This is a genomic window from Streptomyces sp. NPDC004658 (assembly GCF_040609555.1).
Taxonomy (GTDB): domain Bacteria; phylum Actinomycetota; class Actinomycetes; order Streptomycetales; family Streptomycetaceae; genus Streptomyces.
Genome location: NZ_JBEXKG010000044.1, coordinates 1 through 14303, shown reverse-complemented (window position 1 = coordinate 14303; position 14303 = coordinate 1). Strand labels below are relative to the sequence as shown.

The following is a 14303-nucleotide window of genomic DNA, read 5'->3' as shown; positions in this document are numbered from 1 at the left end:
CTCAGACCGCCGTCGCGAGCCGTCCGCGCGTATCAATGGCTGATACAGAGCGTGGACCCGTGCGGGCTACGTCGTGGGCCAACGGTTGGTACAGAGGCTGGCCGGAACCCGGAAGATCACCTTCACGGGTGGTGTCCCGTCGGTCACAGAGGGCATGAACGGCTGTACGAAAACCAGCGAACCGGAAGAGGAGAGAAGAGGGAGAACGGTGAGCGAGGGAGCCGGCATCCGCACGGGGGACCTGCCGGACGACCTGACCGCGACCGAGGCGGGCATGTGGCAGGCCTTCCGCAACGGCAGCGTGTACGACCTGACCAGCGGCGACTTCGCGGTGGACGATCCGCACGGCGGGCACCCCTGGGGCCCCGAGCGGACCGTGCGGGCCCGCATCGTGTGCTGGCTGCTCCTCGACGGCCCGCCCGCGCTCGCCGGCCGGGTGTCCGCGCTGAAACTCGCCGGCGTGCGGATCACCGACCCGCTGGATCTCGCCGGCGGCCAGATCACGCCGTACGTGGAGCTGCGCGGCTGCCGCTTCGACGAGGAGGTCCGGCTGCCGGAGGCCCGGTTCACGACCCTGCGCCTGGTGGACTGCGCGGTGCCGCGCCTGGAGGCGGCCCGGGTGCACACGGAGGGTGATCTGCACCTGCCGCGCTGCCGGTTCCACAACGGGGTCCGGCTGACGGACGCGCACATCGGCACGGACCTGCTGCTCAACCAGGCGGTCGCCTACCGGGACCGCAGCGGGCGGTCGATCGCGGCCGACGGCCTGACCGTCGGGCAGGACCTCCAGGCGGAGATGCTGGAGTCGCACGGCGAGTTCAGCCTGCGCGGCGCCCAGATCGGCGTCTCGCTCAGCCTGCGCGGCGCCAAGCTCGCCAACCCCTACGCCCGTTTCGCCCTCAACGCCCCCCAGCTGACGGTCGAGCGGACCCTGTACCTGACCCCGGCCGGCGTGGGCAACCCGCTGCTGAGCGGCACGACACCCGCGCGCGGCACACGCGTCCAGCGGTTCGAGTCCCGGGGCGGGGTGCGCCTGGACGACGGGCGGTTCGGGGACGCCGTCGACCTGGAGCGGGCCCTGTTCACCTTCACCGACGACCAGGAGCTGTCGCTGCGCCGGGTGCAGACGCCGGAGCTGCGCTTCCTCGGGGACAAGCCGCAGCGCGGCAAGGTGGTGCTGTCCGGCGCGCGGATCGTGAACCTGGTGGACCGGGCGAGCAGCTGGCCGGACGCGGGCAATCTGCACATGGGCGGGTTCACCTACGAGAACCTGGTGCCGCAGGGCCCGTTCCCGCTGACCCAGCGCCTGGACTGGGTGGCGGCGGCCACCGCCGAGTACGCCCCGGAGCCGTACGAGCGGCTGGCGGCGGTGCTCCGCGCGGCCGGGGAGGACGAGGACGCGCGCGAGGTGCTGCTCGCCAAGCAGCGCCGGCGGCGCGAGACGCTGCCGCTGACCGGGAAGGTCTGGGGATACCTCCAGGACTGGACGGTGGCCTACGGCTACCGCCCGGGCCGGGCCGCCGTGTGGATGGCGGTGCTGTGGGCGGCGGGCACGCTCGCCTTCGCCCGCGCCGACCATCCACCGGTCAGCTCCGGCGGCCATCCGGTCTGGAGCCCGGCGCTGTTCACGCTGGACCTGCTGCTGCCGGTGATCGACCTGGGCCAGGCCGGCCAGTGGCAGCTGCGCGGCGGCTGGCAGTGGCTGGCGGCGGCGCTGATCCTGATCGGCTGGGTCCTGGCGACGACGGTGGCGGCGGGCGCGACCCGGCTGCTGCGGCGGGGCTGACGGGGCCCGCGGCGGGCGGGCAGGGCGGCGGCGGGGCTGACAGGGCCTGCGGCGGGCGGGAATCCATCAGGGCGCCGGAATCTGCCCTTCACGTACACACCTCGCACAAAACACACATTCACCCTTTACTGGCCCTTGACTTCCGCCCCTACAACTTTCCATGACTTGCCCAGACCCTCTGGCGCCGCCCCCACCTGCGGACTTTCAATGGTCGGCACCATGGCTCTGCTGCCCTCGTTCATCCGCCCCACCCGGATGACCAAACGCTCCGCGCGCCCGGCCGGCCGCCCGCCGGCCGGGGACGAGGCCGTGCTCGACGCGCCCGACGACCGCCTCTCGCCCGCCCTGGTCGCGGCCGGCCGGGGCGAGTACGCCGCCGCGGCCGGCCTGCTCGCCGTCACCCGCACCGCGGCCGAGTGGGAGAACCGGGACCGCTACGTGCGGCGCCTGGCCGCCTTCGCCCGCTCCCGCCCCGAGTGGTACGACGAGTGGCGCGCCGCCGCCCCGGACGACCCCGGCGTGCTGCTGCTCGGGGCCCAGCTGGCGGTGGACCGCGCCTGGCCCTCGCCGGCCCGCGCCGAGCTGCTGCGCGAGGTGAGCCCGCTCATCACCGCCGCCGCCCGCGCCGACGACCGCGACCCGGTGCCCTGGCGGATCGCGCTCGACCACGCGCGCGGCTCGCGGGCCGGGCACCGCTACTTCGAGGAGCTGTGGGAGGCGGCCGTCCGGCGCGCCCCGCACCACTACGGCTGCCACGTGGCCGCCCTGCGCTACCTGGCCGCCTTCTGCTGCACCCTGTGGGGAGACACACCCCACACGCCCCACGCCTCCCACCGCGAGTGCTTCGACTTCGCCGACCGCGCCGCGCAGGACGCCCCGGCCGACTCGCTCGTCCAGGCGCTGCCCGCCCGCGCGGCCTTCGGCTATCTGACCGACGGCTGCGGTCCCGAGGTGCCGCGCGCCCGGCTGGACGCGGCGGCCGACCGGGCCATCGAGCTGTCCGGGCGCTTCCCGGCGGCCGACCCGTGGCCCGCCGAGGTCCGCAACAAGCTGCTGTACGTCCTGCTGCGGCTGGACCGCTGGGAGGACGCCCGCACCCAGCTGCGGCTGATCGGCCCGTACGCCACCTCCTTCCCCTGGGACCTGATCTCCGACGACCCGCTCGGCCACTTCCTGCGCGTGCGCGAACACCTGGAGACGGCGGGGCCGCGGCCCGCCCCGGCCGGGCTGCTGACGGCGTCCCGGGACCCTCTCGGTGAGCACGGCGGACACACCCGCGCCGCCGACCACTAGGCTGGGGCGCCGTGACCACCGTCCGTCTCCCGCTGTTTCCGCTGAACTCGGTGCTGTTCCCCGGGCTCGTGCTGCCGCTGAACGTCTTCGAGGAGCGTTATCGCGCCATGATGCGCACGCTGCTGAAGACTCCCGAGGAGGAGCCGCGCCGCTTCGCCGTCGTCGCCATCCGCGACGGCCACGAGGTCGCGCCGAGCGCCCCGGGCATGCCGGACCCCACGGCCGAGCCCGACCGGGGCCCGGCCGCCGGCTTCGGTCCCGACCCGCTCAAGGCCTTCCACGGGGTGGGCTGCGTGGCGGACGCGGCGACCATCCGGGAGCGGTCCGACGGCACCTTCGAGGTCCTGGCGACGGGCACGACCCGCGTCCGTCTGCTGTCCGTGGACGCGTCCGGTCCGTTCCTGACCGCCGAGCTGGAGGAGCTGCCGGAGGAGCCCGGGGACGAGGCCGGCGCGCTGGCCGAGGGCGTCCTGCGCTCCTTCCGCCAGTACCAGAAGCGCCTGGCGGGCGCCCGCGAGCGCTCGCTGTCCACCGGTGCCGACCTGCCGGACGACCCGGGCGTGGTGTCGTACCTGGTGGCCGCGGCGATGGTGCACGACACGCCGACCAAGCAGCGGCTGCTCCAGGCCCCGGACACCGCCTCCCGGCTCCGGGACGAGCTGAAACTCCTTCGCGCGGAGACGTCCATCATCCGTAGCCTGCCGTCATTGCCCGCGTTCGAGCTGACGCGGACGCCGACGAGTCTGAACTGAGGGAAGCCCGACAGCCCCATGGCGAAGAAGTCGAAGAAGCAGCAGTCCGCGGGGACGCCCGCGACGGTGGCCCTGACCGCGGCGGGCGTGGACTTCACGGTCCACGCCTACGACCACGACCCGTCCCACCCCTCCTACGGCGAGGAGGCGGCGGAGGCGATGGGCGTCTCCCCCGACCGCGTCTTCAAGACCCTGGTGGCCGACGTGGACGGCTCCCTCGTGGTCGGTGTCGTCCCGGTGGCCGGCTCGCTGGACCTGAAGGCCCTGGCGGCGGCGGTGGGCGGCAAGCGGGCGACCATGGCCGACCCGGCCCTCGCCGAACGCACCACGGGCTACGTCCGCGGCGGCATCTCCCCCCTCGGCCAGCGCAAGAAGCTCCCGACGGTCATCGACGGCTCGGCGGAGTCGCACCCGACGATCTGCGTCTCGGCGGGCCGCCGGGGCCTGGAGGTCGAGCTGGCGCCGGGGGACCTGGCCAAGCTGACCGATGCGCTGCTGGCCCCGATCGGACGCGGCTGACACACGGAAGCAGCGGCACGCGGGACCGGCCGGGCCGGGCGGGACCAGGAGCACGCGGGAGCCCGGGAACGCGGAATCAGAGAACGCGGGTGTCAGGGGCGGTGCCCCTCGTCACGGCGCCTCGGGGTCGCGGGGACCGAACAGCGCGGTCAGTCCGAGATGCGCCAGCAGTCCCGCCAGCGGCCACGCCAGCAACGCTCCCTTCGCCGACAGCTTGAGCGGCGCCGGGAACATCACCCCCTTGCCCACGGCCCGCGCGTGCGCGAGTACGTCGGAGTCCGGCCCCAGCACCACCCCGAGCCGCCAGGCCAGCAGGGATCCGAGCAGCCCGCCCAGGCCCAGCGCCACCACGAGCGGCACACCGCCGCGCCGCCGCAGCAGAAACAGCACCACGGCGCTGACCAGCCCGAAGCCAAGCCCCAGCAGGGTGAACGTACCGTCCACCCCGACCGCCTGCTCGCCCTCGGTGTCCTTGACGTAGACGACCCAGTTGTCGTCGAACTCGTCACCGACCAGCGGCACGTGCGGCGCCAGCCACCACCACAGCAGCCCCAACAGCACCCCGCCGAGCGCGACCGCCACCGTGATCACGGCGGCCTCCCGCAGTTCCGTCTTCATCCCGGGGCCGTCCTGTTCGTACGCACCCGCACCCGCACCCGGCGCCCCGGCGGGCGGCGGCGCCTGCCAGAACTGGTGCGGGGAGTTCTCGTGCGGCGGCGGAGGCGGAGTCAGCGGTGCGGTCACCCGACCATCGTGCCAGGTCGCGCTGTGGGCCGCGTCACCGGACGGCGGCCCTGCGGTACGCCCAGGTCGCGACGGCCAGCGAGACCACCCCGACGCCCGCGCACACCCCCAGGTCAGCGAGGACGACGGCCCAGTCGGGGTCGGTGCCGAAGGTCCGCGCGTACGCCTCCACGCCGTAGGTGGACGGCAGCAGATCACGGGCCAGCCGGATGATCTCCGGCATCCGGTCGGCCGGCAGCACGCCGAGCAGCAGCGCGGCCGACATGCCGAGCTGGCCGAGCAGCGTGGCCAGCTCCGGGCGGGGCGCCAGCAGCCCGCAGGCGGCGCCCAGCCCCGCCAGCGCGGCGCCGGCGAGCGGGATCACGGCCACCAGGATCCACAGGTTGGACAGCGGCAGCCCGAACAGCACGCAGCCGAAGACGGCCGTCACCAGCGTCCCCGGCACGGTGAAGGACGCGTACGCCGCCGCCGCGCCCAGCACCACGGCCGCCGGCGGCACCGGCAGCGTGGCGTAGTGGTCGAGGCCGCCGCTGGCCCGCAGCTGCCCGAAGTACTGCGACAGCAGGTTCAGCGCGACGTACGCGACGACCAGCACGGAGGACCCGGCCACCACGGACTGGGCCTCATGGCCGCTGTCGACGACACCGCGCATCATGACGGCGATGCCGATGGACTGGAAGGTCGCCACGAACAGCAGCGGGATCCGCGCCACCCGGGCCCGGGACAGCTGCGCCCGGTAGACGGCCACCAGCGACGGCCACAGCCGCGCGGCAGGCCCCAGCTCGGCCGCGCCGGCCGCCGTGTCCGGCACGGCCCGGGCACCGCCCGACAGAACCTCGGCGGGTACGACACTCACGACGGGCTGCTCCTCTTCCCCACGGCGGTCGCACCGACCCCTACGCATTCCGCGGCCGGCGTGCTCACGTCTTCACCAGCCCCTGCCGGGCCGCGCCGCCCAGCGCCAGATAGACATCCTCCAGGCTGGGCGTGGCGAGCGTGAAGTCGTCCAGGGCGGCGAACGCGGTCCCGCCGGTCACGGTGGCGACGACGGCGCGGGCCTCCTCGGGCGCGAGCCGGAGCGTCCAGCGCCGGCCGGACTCCACGGCCCGCTCGCGCAGCGCGGCGACCTCGGGCACCTCCAGCGGCGCCCGCTCCCGCCACACCAGCTCCACCCGCACCTCGCCGGCGACCTGCGCCTTGAGTCCGGCAGGGGTGTCGCAGGCGATGACCCGGCCCTGGTCGAGCACGGCGACCCGGTCCAGGACCGTCTCGGCCTCGATGACGTTGTGGGTGACCAGCAGCACGGTCGTACCGCGCTCGGCCCGCCGCCGGTCCACGGCCGCCCAGACCGCGCGCCGGGCCACCGGGTCCATGCCGGTGGTCGGCTCGTCCAGCACGAGCAGCGGGCGTTCCCCGACCAGGGCGGCGGCGAAGCAGGCGAGCCGCCGCTGCCCGCCGGACAGCTTCTTCAGCGCCCGTCCGGCGATCGGGGTCAGCCCCAGTTCCTCCAGGACGGCGTCCCGCTCGGCCCGGGCCCGCCGGACGTCCAGGCCGCGCAGGCGTCCGGTGGTCTCGGCGGCGAGGGAGACGGTCAGCTCGTCCAGGGCGGTGGACTCCTGCCCCAGGTAGGCGAGGAGCCGGGCGGCCCGCTCGGGGTGGCGCACGATGTCGTGGCCGAGTATCTCGACGCTGCCGGTGTCCGGCCGCAGCAGTCCGGTGAGCTGCCGGACGAGGGTGGACTTGCCGGCGCCGTTCGGGCCGAGCAGCCCGAAGACCTCACCGCGCCGCACGTCCAGCTCGACCCCGTCGGTGGCCCGCACCTCGGGGGTGCCCGGGGCGCCCCGCCGGCCCTTCACGGCCGGGTAGGTCTTGCCGAGCCCGCGCACGCGTACGACCTCGTCGTACCGAAGTGCCTGTGCCGCGCGCGTACTCACAAGGGACGAGCCTACGGGGTCGGGGGCCTTTACTCGCCTTTGGGGGCGGCTCCGGGCCTTCAGTCGGCGGCGGGCGCGTGCTGCTCGGCCGCCGCCGGGACGTCGATCTCCCGCCAGAACCCCGCCCGAATGGCGTAACGGTCGTGCTCGTCGATCTGGTCGTCCTTGTGCGCGAGCAGCCCGAACCGCGCCGCGTAGCGCAGCAGCTCGCCGTCGATCCGGTGCGGGATGCGCGGGTACATCTGCGACAGCCGCTGGAGATGGCTCTGGTCGCCGAGCCGGGACATCCAGCGGCGGGCGAAGACCTGGCCGACCTCGTATGGGTCGCCGCCGACGGTGGTGATGTCCTCCTCCCGGTCGGCCCACCGCTGCTCGGCGGTGGTGAGCTGCGCCAGCGTCGGCATGGAGGCGACCTCGGGGGGCTCGGCGACGGCGCCCGGCCGGTCGACCCAGCCCTTGTCGGAGGACCAGCGCAGGGTCGCGGTCGCCGGGTGCTGCACGGGCTGGGTGCCGGGCGCGCGCAGCGCGGCCAGGTCCTTGGGGGTGGGGACGCCCTTGGGGCTCACCCGCTCCTGGGTGCCGTTCTGGGCCGCGGCGGCGGCCGGCGGGTGAGCCGGCTGTTCGGCGGGCCGTTCGGTCGCCGTGGTGAGCGCGGACTCGGGCAGCGGCGCGGAGAGGATCGCGGCGATCTCGGGGCGGGGCTCGGGCGGCGGGGCGCAGACGCCGGTCAGCTCCTTGGCGCGGACGGCCTGGGTGATCCAGGCGCGGTCCAGCACGCGTCGCTCATCGGCCTCGGCGACCAGGTCCTCGGACTGGTTGTAGTCGCCGTCGGCGGCCTGGACGGCCCACAGGTGGACGGCGACGCCGTGCTCCTTGGCGGCCATCATGCCGGGCAGCAGATCGCCGTCGCCGGTGACGAGGACGACGTCGGAGCAGGCGCGGTTGCGGGCCAGCTCGGTCAGCTCGGCGTGCATGGCGGCGTCGACGCCCTTCTGGGCCCAGCGTCCGTCACTGCGGGTGAGGGCGCCCAGCCGGACGGTGACCCGGGGCATCACGCGCAGCCGGCGATGCTCCGGCTGGGGGACCCGGTCGGGGGCGCCGTCGAACCAGTAGATGCGCAGCAGGGGGCGCTCGGTGTCGGACTCGGCGCGTTCCCGCAGCGCCTGGATCAGCGCGGCGTGGTCGACGGTGATCCGGGATCGCGAGGGCTCACCGGCGAGGAGGCTGGCGGCGGCTCCCAGCAGATACCCGGCGTCCACCAGGACGATGCAGCGGTCCACGCGACTCACCCTCTTCCCGGGAGGTTTTGCTTCGGACTTCCTTCGAGTCTGCCCGACCTCGCGAGGGTTAACGGCCCGAACTCGATCTTCGGCGTGGCGTTTGCGGTTCCGGTCCGCCCACCACCCCTGTCACACACGGTAATTATCCGACATGCGCTTGATGTCAGCGTATGTGAATCTGGTCCCGGCCCTGGCCCCTAGATCCCCCACAGGAGGCAGATCACCATGGCCAAGAACAAGAACCGCAAGCAGTCCGGCCCGCAGAACCGCGCTCCGCAGTCCGAGCACGCGCAGCGTCCGCAGGCGGAGGAGCACGAGCCGCCCATGGCGCACGCCCCGGGCAGCCCCTCGGAGGCGGCTCGCAAGAAGCAGAAGAGCTTCGGCCACAACTAAAGGGCAGTTGAAGCCCGGGCACATGTGAGGGGCGCACCCGTCAAGGGTGCGCCCCTTCGCGTCGCCGCCCTCCGCCGGGCCTCAGCCGGCCAGGCAGGACGGGCCGAGCAGGACCTTCAGGTCGCCGAACAACGCCGGGTCGGGCTTGACCCGGTGCCGGTCCAGGCGGAGCACGGTGGTCTTGCGCGGGCCCTGGAGCTTGATCCGGACCTCGCTGTCGCCCTTGTGGTGGCTGAGGATCTCGCCGAGGCGGCTGACCATCGGCGGGGTGACCTTCACGGCCGGGATGGTGAGCACCACGGGCGCGTTGGTGCCCGCGTTGGACAGGTCCGGGACCATCAGCTCCATGGCGACGAGCCGGGGCACGTCCTCGCGCTTGTCGAGGCGGCCCTTGACGAACACCACGGCGTCCTCGACGAGTTGGGTGGACACCAGCTGGTAGGTGGCCGGGAAGAACATGCACTCGATGGAGCCCGCCAGGTCCTCGACGGTGGCGATGGCCCAGGCGTTGCCCTGCTTGGTCATCTTGCGCTGGAGGCCGGAGATGATGCCGCCGATGGTCACCACCGAGCCGTCCGCGTAGTCACCGCCGGTGAGCTGGGCGATGCCCGCGTCCGCCTTGTCGGACAGGACGTGCTCCAGGCCGAAGAGCGGGTGGTCGGAGACGTACAGACCGAGCATCTCCCGCTCCTGGGCGAGCAGATAGGTCTTGTCCCACTCGTCGTCGGTGAACTCCACGTCGAGGCCGAAGCCGGGCTCGCTGCTGGTCTCCTCGCCCATGCCGCCGAAGAGGTCGAACTGCCCCTCGGCCTCCTTGCGCTTGACCGCGACCACGTTGTCGATCATCGGCTCGTACTGGGCCATGAGCCCCTTGCGGGTGTGGCCCAGCGAGTCGAAGGCGCCGGCCTTGATCAGCGATTCCGTGGTGCGCTTGTTGCAGACTACCGCGTCGACCTTGTCGAGGTAGTCGGGGAAGGAGGCGTACTTCCCCTTCGCCTTGCGGCACTTGATGATCGACTCGACCACGTTGGTGCCGACGTTGCGGACGGCGGACAGGCCGAAGAGGATCACGTCGTCGCCCTGGGCGGCGAAGTTGGCCTCGGACTCGTTGACGTTCGGCGGGAGCACCCGGATGCCCATGCGGCGGCACTCGTTGAGGTAGACCGCGGACTTGTCCTTGTCGTCCTTGACCGAGGTGAGCAGGGCGGCCATGTACTCGGCGGGGTGGTTCGCCTTCAGGTACGCCGTCCAGTACGAGACCAGGCCGTACGCGGCGGAGTGCGCCTTGTTGAAGGCGTAGCCGGCGAAGGGGACCAGCACGTCCCAGAGCGCCTGGATGGCCTCGTCGCTGTAGCCGTTCTTGCGGGCGCCGGCCTGGAAGATGACGAAGTTCTTCTCCAGTTCCTCCGGCTTCTTCTTGCCCATCACGCGGCGGAGGATGTCGGCCTCGCCGAGCGAGTAGCCGGCGATGATCTGGGCGGCCTTCTGCACCTGCTCCTGGTAGACGATCAGGCCGTAGGTGACGTCCAGGACCTCCCTGAGCGGCTCCTCCAGCTCGGGGTGGATCGGCGTGATCTCCTGCTGCCCGTTCTTGCGCAGCGCGTAGTTCGTGTGGGAGTTCATGCCCATCGGGCCCGGCCGGTACAGAGCCGACACGGCGGAGATGTCCTCGAAGTTGTCCGGCTTCATCAGCCGCAGCAGGGACCGCATGGGGCCGCCGTCGAACTGGAAGACGCCGAGGGTGTCGCCGCGCTGGAGCAGCTCGAAGGTCGTGGGGTCGTCGAGCGGGAGGCTGAGGAGATCGATGTCGATCCCCTTGTTCGCCTTCACCATCTTGACGGCGTCGTCCATGATCGTGAGGTTGCGCAGGCCCAGGAAGTCCATCTTCAGCAGGCCGAGCGACTCACAGCTCGGGTAGTCCCACTGGGTGATGGTCACGCCGTCGGTGTGCCTCACCCAGACCGGGACGTGCTCGGTGATGGTCTCGCTGGACATGATCACGCCGGCGGCGTGCACGCCCATCTGCCGGACCAGGCCCTCCACACCGCGCGCGGTGTCGATGACCTTCTTCACGTCCGGCTCGTTCTCGTACATGCCGCGGACCTCGCCGGCCTCGCTGTAGCGCGGGTGGCTCGGGTCGGTGATGCCAGACAGCGGGATGCCCTTGCCGAGGACGTCGGCGGGCATGGCCTTGGTGATGCGGTCGCCCATCGCGTACGGGTAGCCCAGCACGCGCGCGGAGTCCTTGATCGCGTTCTTGGCCTTGATGGTGCCGTAGGTGCCGATCATGGCGACCTTGTCGGCGCCGTACTTCTCGGTCACGTAGCGGATCACCTCGACGCGCCGGCGCTCGTCGAAGTCGATGTCGACATCGGGCATCGAGATGCGCTCGGGGTTGAGGAACCGCTCGAAGATCAGGCCGTGCGGGATCGGGTCCAGGTCGGTGATGCCGAGCGCGTAGGCGACGATCGAGCCGGCCGCGGAGCCCCGGCCGGGGCCGACCGCGATGCCCTGCCGCTTGGCCCACATGATGAAGTCGGCGACCACGAGGAAGTAGCCCGGGAACCCCATCTGGATGATGACGTCCATCTCGTACTCGGCCTGCTTCTGGCGGTCCTCGGGGACGCCGCCCGGGTAGCGGCGCTCCATGCCGCGGCGGACCTCCTCCTGGAACCAGGTGACCTCGGTGTAGCCCTCGGGGATGTCGAACTTGGGCATGAGGTCGCGCTTCTCGAACATGCCGGTGGTGTCCACCATCTCGGCGACCAGGAGCGTGTTGGCGCAGCCCTCCTGCCAGGCGTCCGAGGAGTCGATGGCGTACATCTCCTCGGTGGACTTCAGGTAGTAGCCGGTGCCGTCGAACTTGAAGCGGTCGGGGTCGGAGAGGTTCTTGCCGGTCTGGATGCACAGCAGGGCGTCGTGGGCGCCCGCCTCGTGCGCGTACGTGTAGTGCGAGTCGTTGGTGACCAGCGGCGGGATGCCGAGCTTCTTGCCGATCTCCAGCAGGCCGTCGCGGACCCGGCGCTCGATCTCGATGCCGTGGTCCATCAGCTCCAGGAAGTACTTGTCCTTGCCGAAGATGTCCTGGTACTCGGCGGCGGCCTTGAGGGCCTCGTCGAAGTGGCCGAGGCGCAGCCGGGTCTGCACCTCGCCGGAGGGGCAGCCCGTGGAGGCGACGATGCCCTCGGACCACTGGGCGATGGTCTCCTTGTCCATCCGGGGCCACTTCTGCAGCCAGCCCTCGGCGTAGGCGTCGGAGGAGAGCCGGAAGAGGTTGTGCAGGCCGGTCTTGTTGACGGCCCACATCGTCTTGTGGGTGTAGCCACCGGAACCCGAGACGTCGTCCTTCTTCTGGTGCGGCTGGCCCCAGAGGATCTTGCGCTTGTTCCGCCGGGACTCGGGGGCGACATACGCCTCGATCCCGATGATCGGGGTGATTCCGGCCTTCTTCGCGGAATGGAAGAAGTCGTACGCACCGTGAAGGTTGCCGTGGTCGGACATGGCGATGTGCGTCATGCCCATCTCGTTGCACGCGTTGAACATGTCCTTCAGCCGCGCGGCACCGTCCAGCAGCGAGTACTGGGTGTGGACGTGCAGGTGCGTGAAGGGCGGCTTTGACACGGTGAGGCCTCCGGGGGAAACACTCGGCGACGGGCTGGCGGACAGTTCTGGGGTCAGCGTCGAAGTCTATGCCGCGCCACTGACAACGAGATGAAGACTTGGCGGGAAGCGCCTCGACGGGGGTGGTGGTCGGGCGGCGGGCGGGCACTCCCGCGTACCTTCGTGCGTTGGGTACGGCAGAAACGCTGTCGTACAGGCAAAGCACCAGGAGGCACTCCGCGATGTCGGTCCCCCAGCTCGACGAGGAGCAGCGCGGCGAGGAGATCCTCGCCGTCTTCGACACCGCCTTCGGCCGGCTCCTGGCCGCCGACCCGGCCGCGTTCCGGGTGAAGTTCCGGAAGATGGCGGCCTCCGCCTTCGCGTTCTACCGGGGCACGGCGGCCCTCTTCTACCACGACCTCGACGCGGAGAAGCGCGGCGGGCCGTACCTGGACGAGCGCACCTCGCGCGTGTGGATCCACGGCGATCTGCACGCCGAGAACTTCGGCACGTACATGGACTCCAACGGCCGCCTGGTCTTCAACGTCAACGACTTCGACGAGGCCTACGTCGGCCCGTTCACCTGGGACCTGAAGCGCTTCTCGGCGTCGGTCGCGCTGATCGGGTACGCGAAGGCCCTCAGCGACGCGCAGATCACCGAGCTGGTGACGGTGTACGCCGCCGCCTACCGCGAGCGCATCCACGCCCTGGCGACGGGCGCCAAGCGGGACGAGGTGCCGCCGTTCACGCTGGACACCGCGCAGGGTCCGCTGCTGGACGCGCTGCGTGACGCCCGCTCGCTGACCCGGTTCGGGCTGCTGGACTCGATGACCGAGATCCGCGACTTCGAGCGCCGCTTCGCGCCGGGCGGCGGCTCGATCGAGCTGGACGCGGCCACCCGCTACAAGGTCCTGGCGGCCTTCGACGGCTATCTGGAGACGCTGCCGGACTCCTCCCTGGCCCGCCCTGACTCGTACCGGGTGAAGGACGTCGTGGGCCGCCGGGGCATCGGCATCGGCTCGGCGGGCCTGCCGTCGTACAACATCCTCCTGGAGGGCCACAGCGACGCCCTGGAGAACGACGTCGTGATCTACATCAAGCAGGCCCAGACCCCGGCCGTCTCCCGGCACATCACGGACCCGGCCATCGCGGAGTACTTCCAGCACGAGGGCCACCGCACCGTGATCTCCCAGCGCGCCCTCCAGGCGCACGCCGACCCGTGGCTCGGCTGGACCGAGCTGGACGGCGCCGGCCAGCTGGTCGCCGAGGTCTCGCCGTACGCCGTGGACCTGGACTGGGACGACATCGACGACCCGGAGGAGATCGCGGCCGTCGTCGCCGACCTGGGCCGGGCCACCGCCACCATGCACGCGGCGGCGGACGACACCTCCGGCGAGTCCCTGGTGCCGTTCTCCACCGAGCGGGCCATCGACGCGGCGCTCGCGGCCGACGAGGAGGGCTTCGCGCCCCTGCTGGTGGACTTCGCGCACACTTACGGCGCACGCGCGCGTGCCGATCACCAGATCTTCGTCGACCTGTTCCGCAACGGCCGGATTCCGGGGCTGTGACCTTCGCGGATTCACAGGCACCCTTTAGGGGTCCCTTACCCGCGTACGTGACAGACTCTCCTTTCGCTATGGACATATCCGGGACCCAGCTCAGAGCCGTGCGCGCGGCGCTGTTCACGGCCTTCGTCGTGACGCTCAGCACCGCGTCGCACGTGCTGCTGTCCCGTGCTCCGCTGCCGCTGGCGACCGTGGGCGCGGTCGCCGCCGGGGTGTTCGTCACCGCCTACGCGCTGGCGGGCCGTGAGCGCGGCTACGGCCGGATCGCGGCCCTGCTGATCCCGCTGGAGCTGACCGCCGACACGGTGTTCACCACGGGCCAGCACACCTGCTACGGCCGCGCGGGCGGCCCGGCCGCGTGCGAACTGTGCCGGGTGACGACGAACACCGCGTCGATGGACTTGTCGCCGAGCACGGCGTCGAGATCGGTGGTCGCC

11 protein-coding genes and 1 pseudogene are annotated in these 14303 nt (G+C 71.9%); 7 read left to right on the top strand and 5 right to left on the bottom strand.

Features of this window, described 5'->3' with window-relative positions:
• Nucleotides 1-208: 208 nt before the first annotated feature.
• The 4 genes from ABZV94_RS17620 (at nt 209) to ybaK (ending at nt 4350) form a co-directional block, all read left to right on the top strand.
• On the top strand, nt 209-1786 hold the full coding sequence (locus ABZV94_RS17620) for an oxidoreductase (RefSeq protein ID WP_356341248.1): 1578 nt from the start codon (nt 209-211) through the stop codon (nt 1784-1786).
• 207 nt (nt 1787-1993) lie between these two features.
• Nucleotides 1994-3079: a hypothetical protein gene (locus tag ABZV94_RS17615; RefSeq protein ID WP_356341283.1), complete on the top strand. Its 1086-nt coding sequence runs from the start codon at nt 1994-1996 to the stop codon at nt 3077-3079.
• Between the two features lie 11 nt (nt 3080-3090).
• Nucleotides 3091-3831, top strand: a complete 741-nt coding sequence (locus tag ABZV94_RS17610; RefSeq protein WP_356341247.1) for an LON peptidase substrate-binding domain-containing protein — start codon at nt 3091-3093, stop codon at nt 3829-3831.
• 18 nt (nt 3832-3849) lie between these two features.
• On the top strand, nt 3850-4350 hold the full coding sequence (ybaK, locus tag ABZV94_RS17605; protein ID WP_356341246.1) for a Cys-tRNA(Pro) deacylase: 501 nt from the start codon (nt 3850-3852) through the stop codon (nt 4348-4350).
• A 111-nt stretch (nt 4351-4461) separates the two neighbouring features.
• Here ybaK and ABZV94_RS17600 read toward each other — a convergent pair whose 3' ends face one another.
• The 4 genes from ABZV94_RS17600 to ABZV94_RS17585 form a co-directional block, all read right to left on the bottom strand.
• Entirely contained in the window at nt 4462-5094 is a 633-nt protein-coding gene (locus tag ABZV94_RS17600; protein ID WP_356341245.1) for an AAA family ATPase, read from the bottom strand.
• A gap of 34 nt (nt 5095-5128) precedes the next feature.
• The gene (locus ABZV94_RS17595) at nt 5129-5950 is read right to left on the bottom strand and encodes an ABC transporter permease (RefSeq protein WP_356341244.1); all 822 of its coding nucleotides are present in this window, start codon (nt 5948-5950) and stop codon (nt 5129-5131) included.
• A gap of 64 nt (nt 5951-6014) precedes the next feature.
• Nucleotides 6015-7028 carry an ABC transporter ATP-binding protein gene (locus ABZV94_RS17590; protein WP_356341243.1) on the bottom strand — a complete coding sequence of 338 codons (1014 nt, stop codon included), beginning with the start codon at nt 7026-7028 and terminating at the stop codon, nt 6015-6017.
• A 59-nt stretch (nt 7029-7087) separates the two neighbouring features.
• Nucleotides 7088-8308, bottom strand: a complete 1221-nt coding sequence (locus ABZV94_RS17585) for an NYN domain-containing protein (RefSeq protein ID WP_356341242.1) — start codon at nt 8306-8308, stop codon at nt 7088-7090.
• Between the two features lie 225 nt (nt 8309-8533).
• Here ABZV94_RS17585 and ABZV94_RS17580 point away from each other — a divergent pair, with 225 nt between their 5' ends.
• Nucleotides 8534-8701 carry a hypothetical protein gene (locus tag ABZV94_RS17580; protein ID WP_165951540.1) on the top strand — a complete coding sequence of 56 codons (168 nt, stop codon included), beginning with the start codon at nt 8534-8536 and terminating at the stop codon, nt 8699-8701.
• 81 nt (nt 8702-8782) lie between these two features.
• Here the strand turns inward: ABZV94_RS17580 and dnaE are convergent, their stop codons facing one another.
• On the bottom strand, nt 8783-12322 hold the full coding sequence (gene dnaE, locus ABZV94_RS17575; protein ID WP_356341241.1) for a DNA polymerase III subunit alpha: 3540 nt from the start codon (nt 12320-12322) through the stop codon (nt 8783-8785).
• Nucleotides 12323-12543: 221 nt separating this feature from the next.
• Between dnaE and ABZV94_RS17570 the strand changes: the two genes are divergently transcribed.
• Together ABZV94_RS17570 and ABZV94_RS17565 are read left to right on the top strand one after the other, a co-directional pair.
• A complete protein-coding gene (locus ABZV94_RS17570; RefSeq protein ID WP_356341240.1) occupies nt 12544-13869 on the top strand; it encodes a DUF2252 domain-containing protein in 1326 nt (441 codons plus the stop codon).
• 68 nt (nt 13870-13937) lie between these two features.
• Nucleotides 13938-14303: pseudogene (locus ABZV94_RS17565) on the top strand (hypothetical protein); the annotation flags it as partial.

Coding starts and splice junctions, on each gene's coding strand:
- ABZV94_RS17615 (WP_356341283.1), top strand. CDS start 1,994: ATGGTCGGCACCATGGCTCTGCTGCCCTCGTTCATCCGCCCCACCCGG.
- ybaK (WP_356341246.1), top strand. CDS start 3,850: ATGGCGAAGAAGTCGAAGAAGCAGCAGTCCGCGGGGACGCCCGCGACG.
- ABZV94_RS17580 (WP_165951540.1), top strand. CDS start 8,534: ATGGCCAAGAACAAGAACCGCAAGCAGTCCGGCCCGCAGAACCGCGCT.
- ABZV94_RS17570 (WP_356341240.1), top strand. CDS start 12,544: ATGTCGGTCCCCCAGCTCGACGAGGAGCAGCGCGGCGAGGAGATCCTC.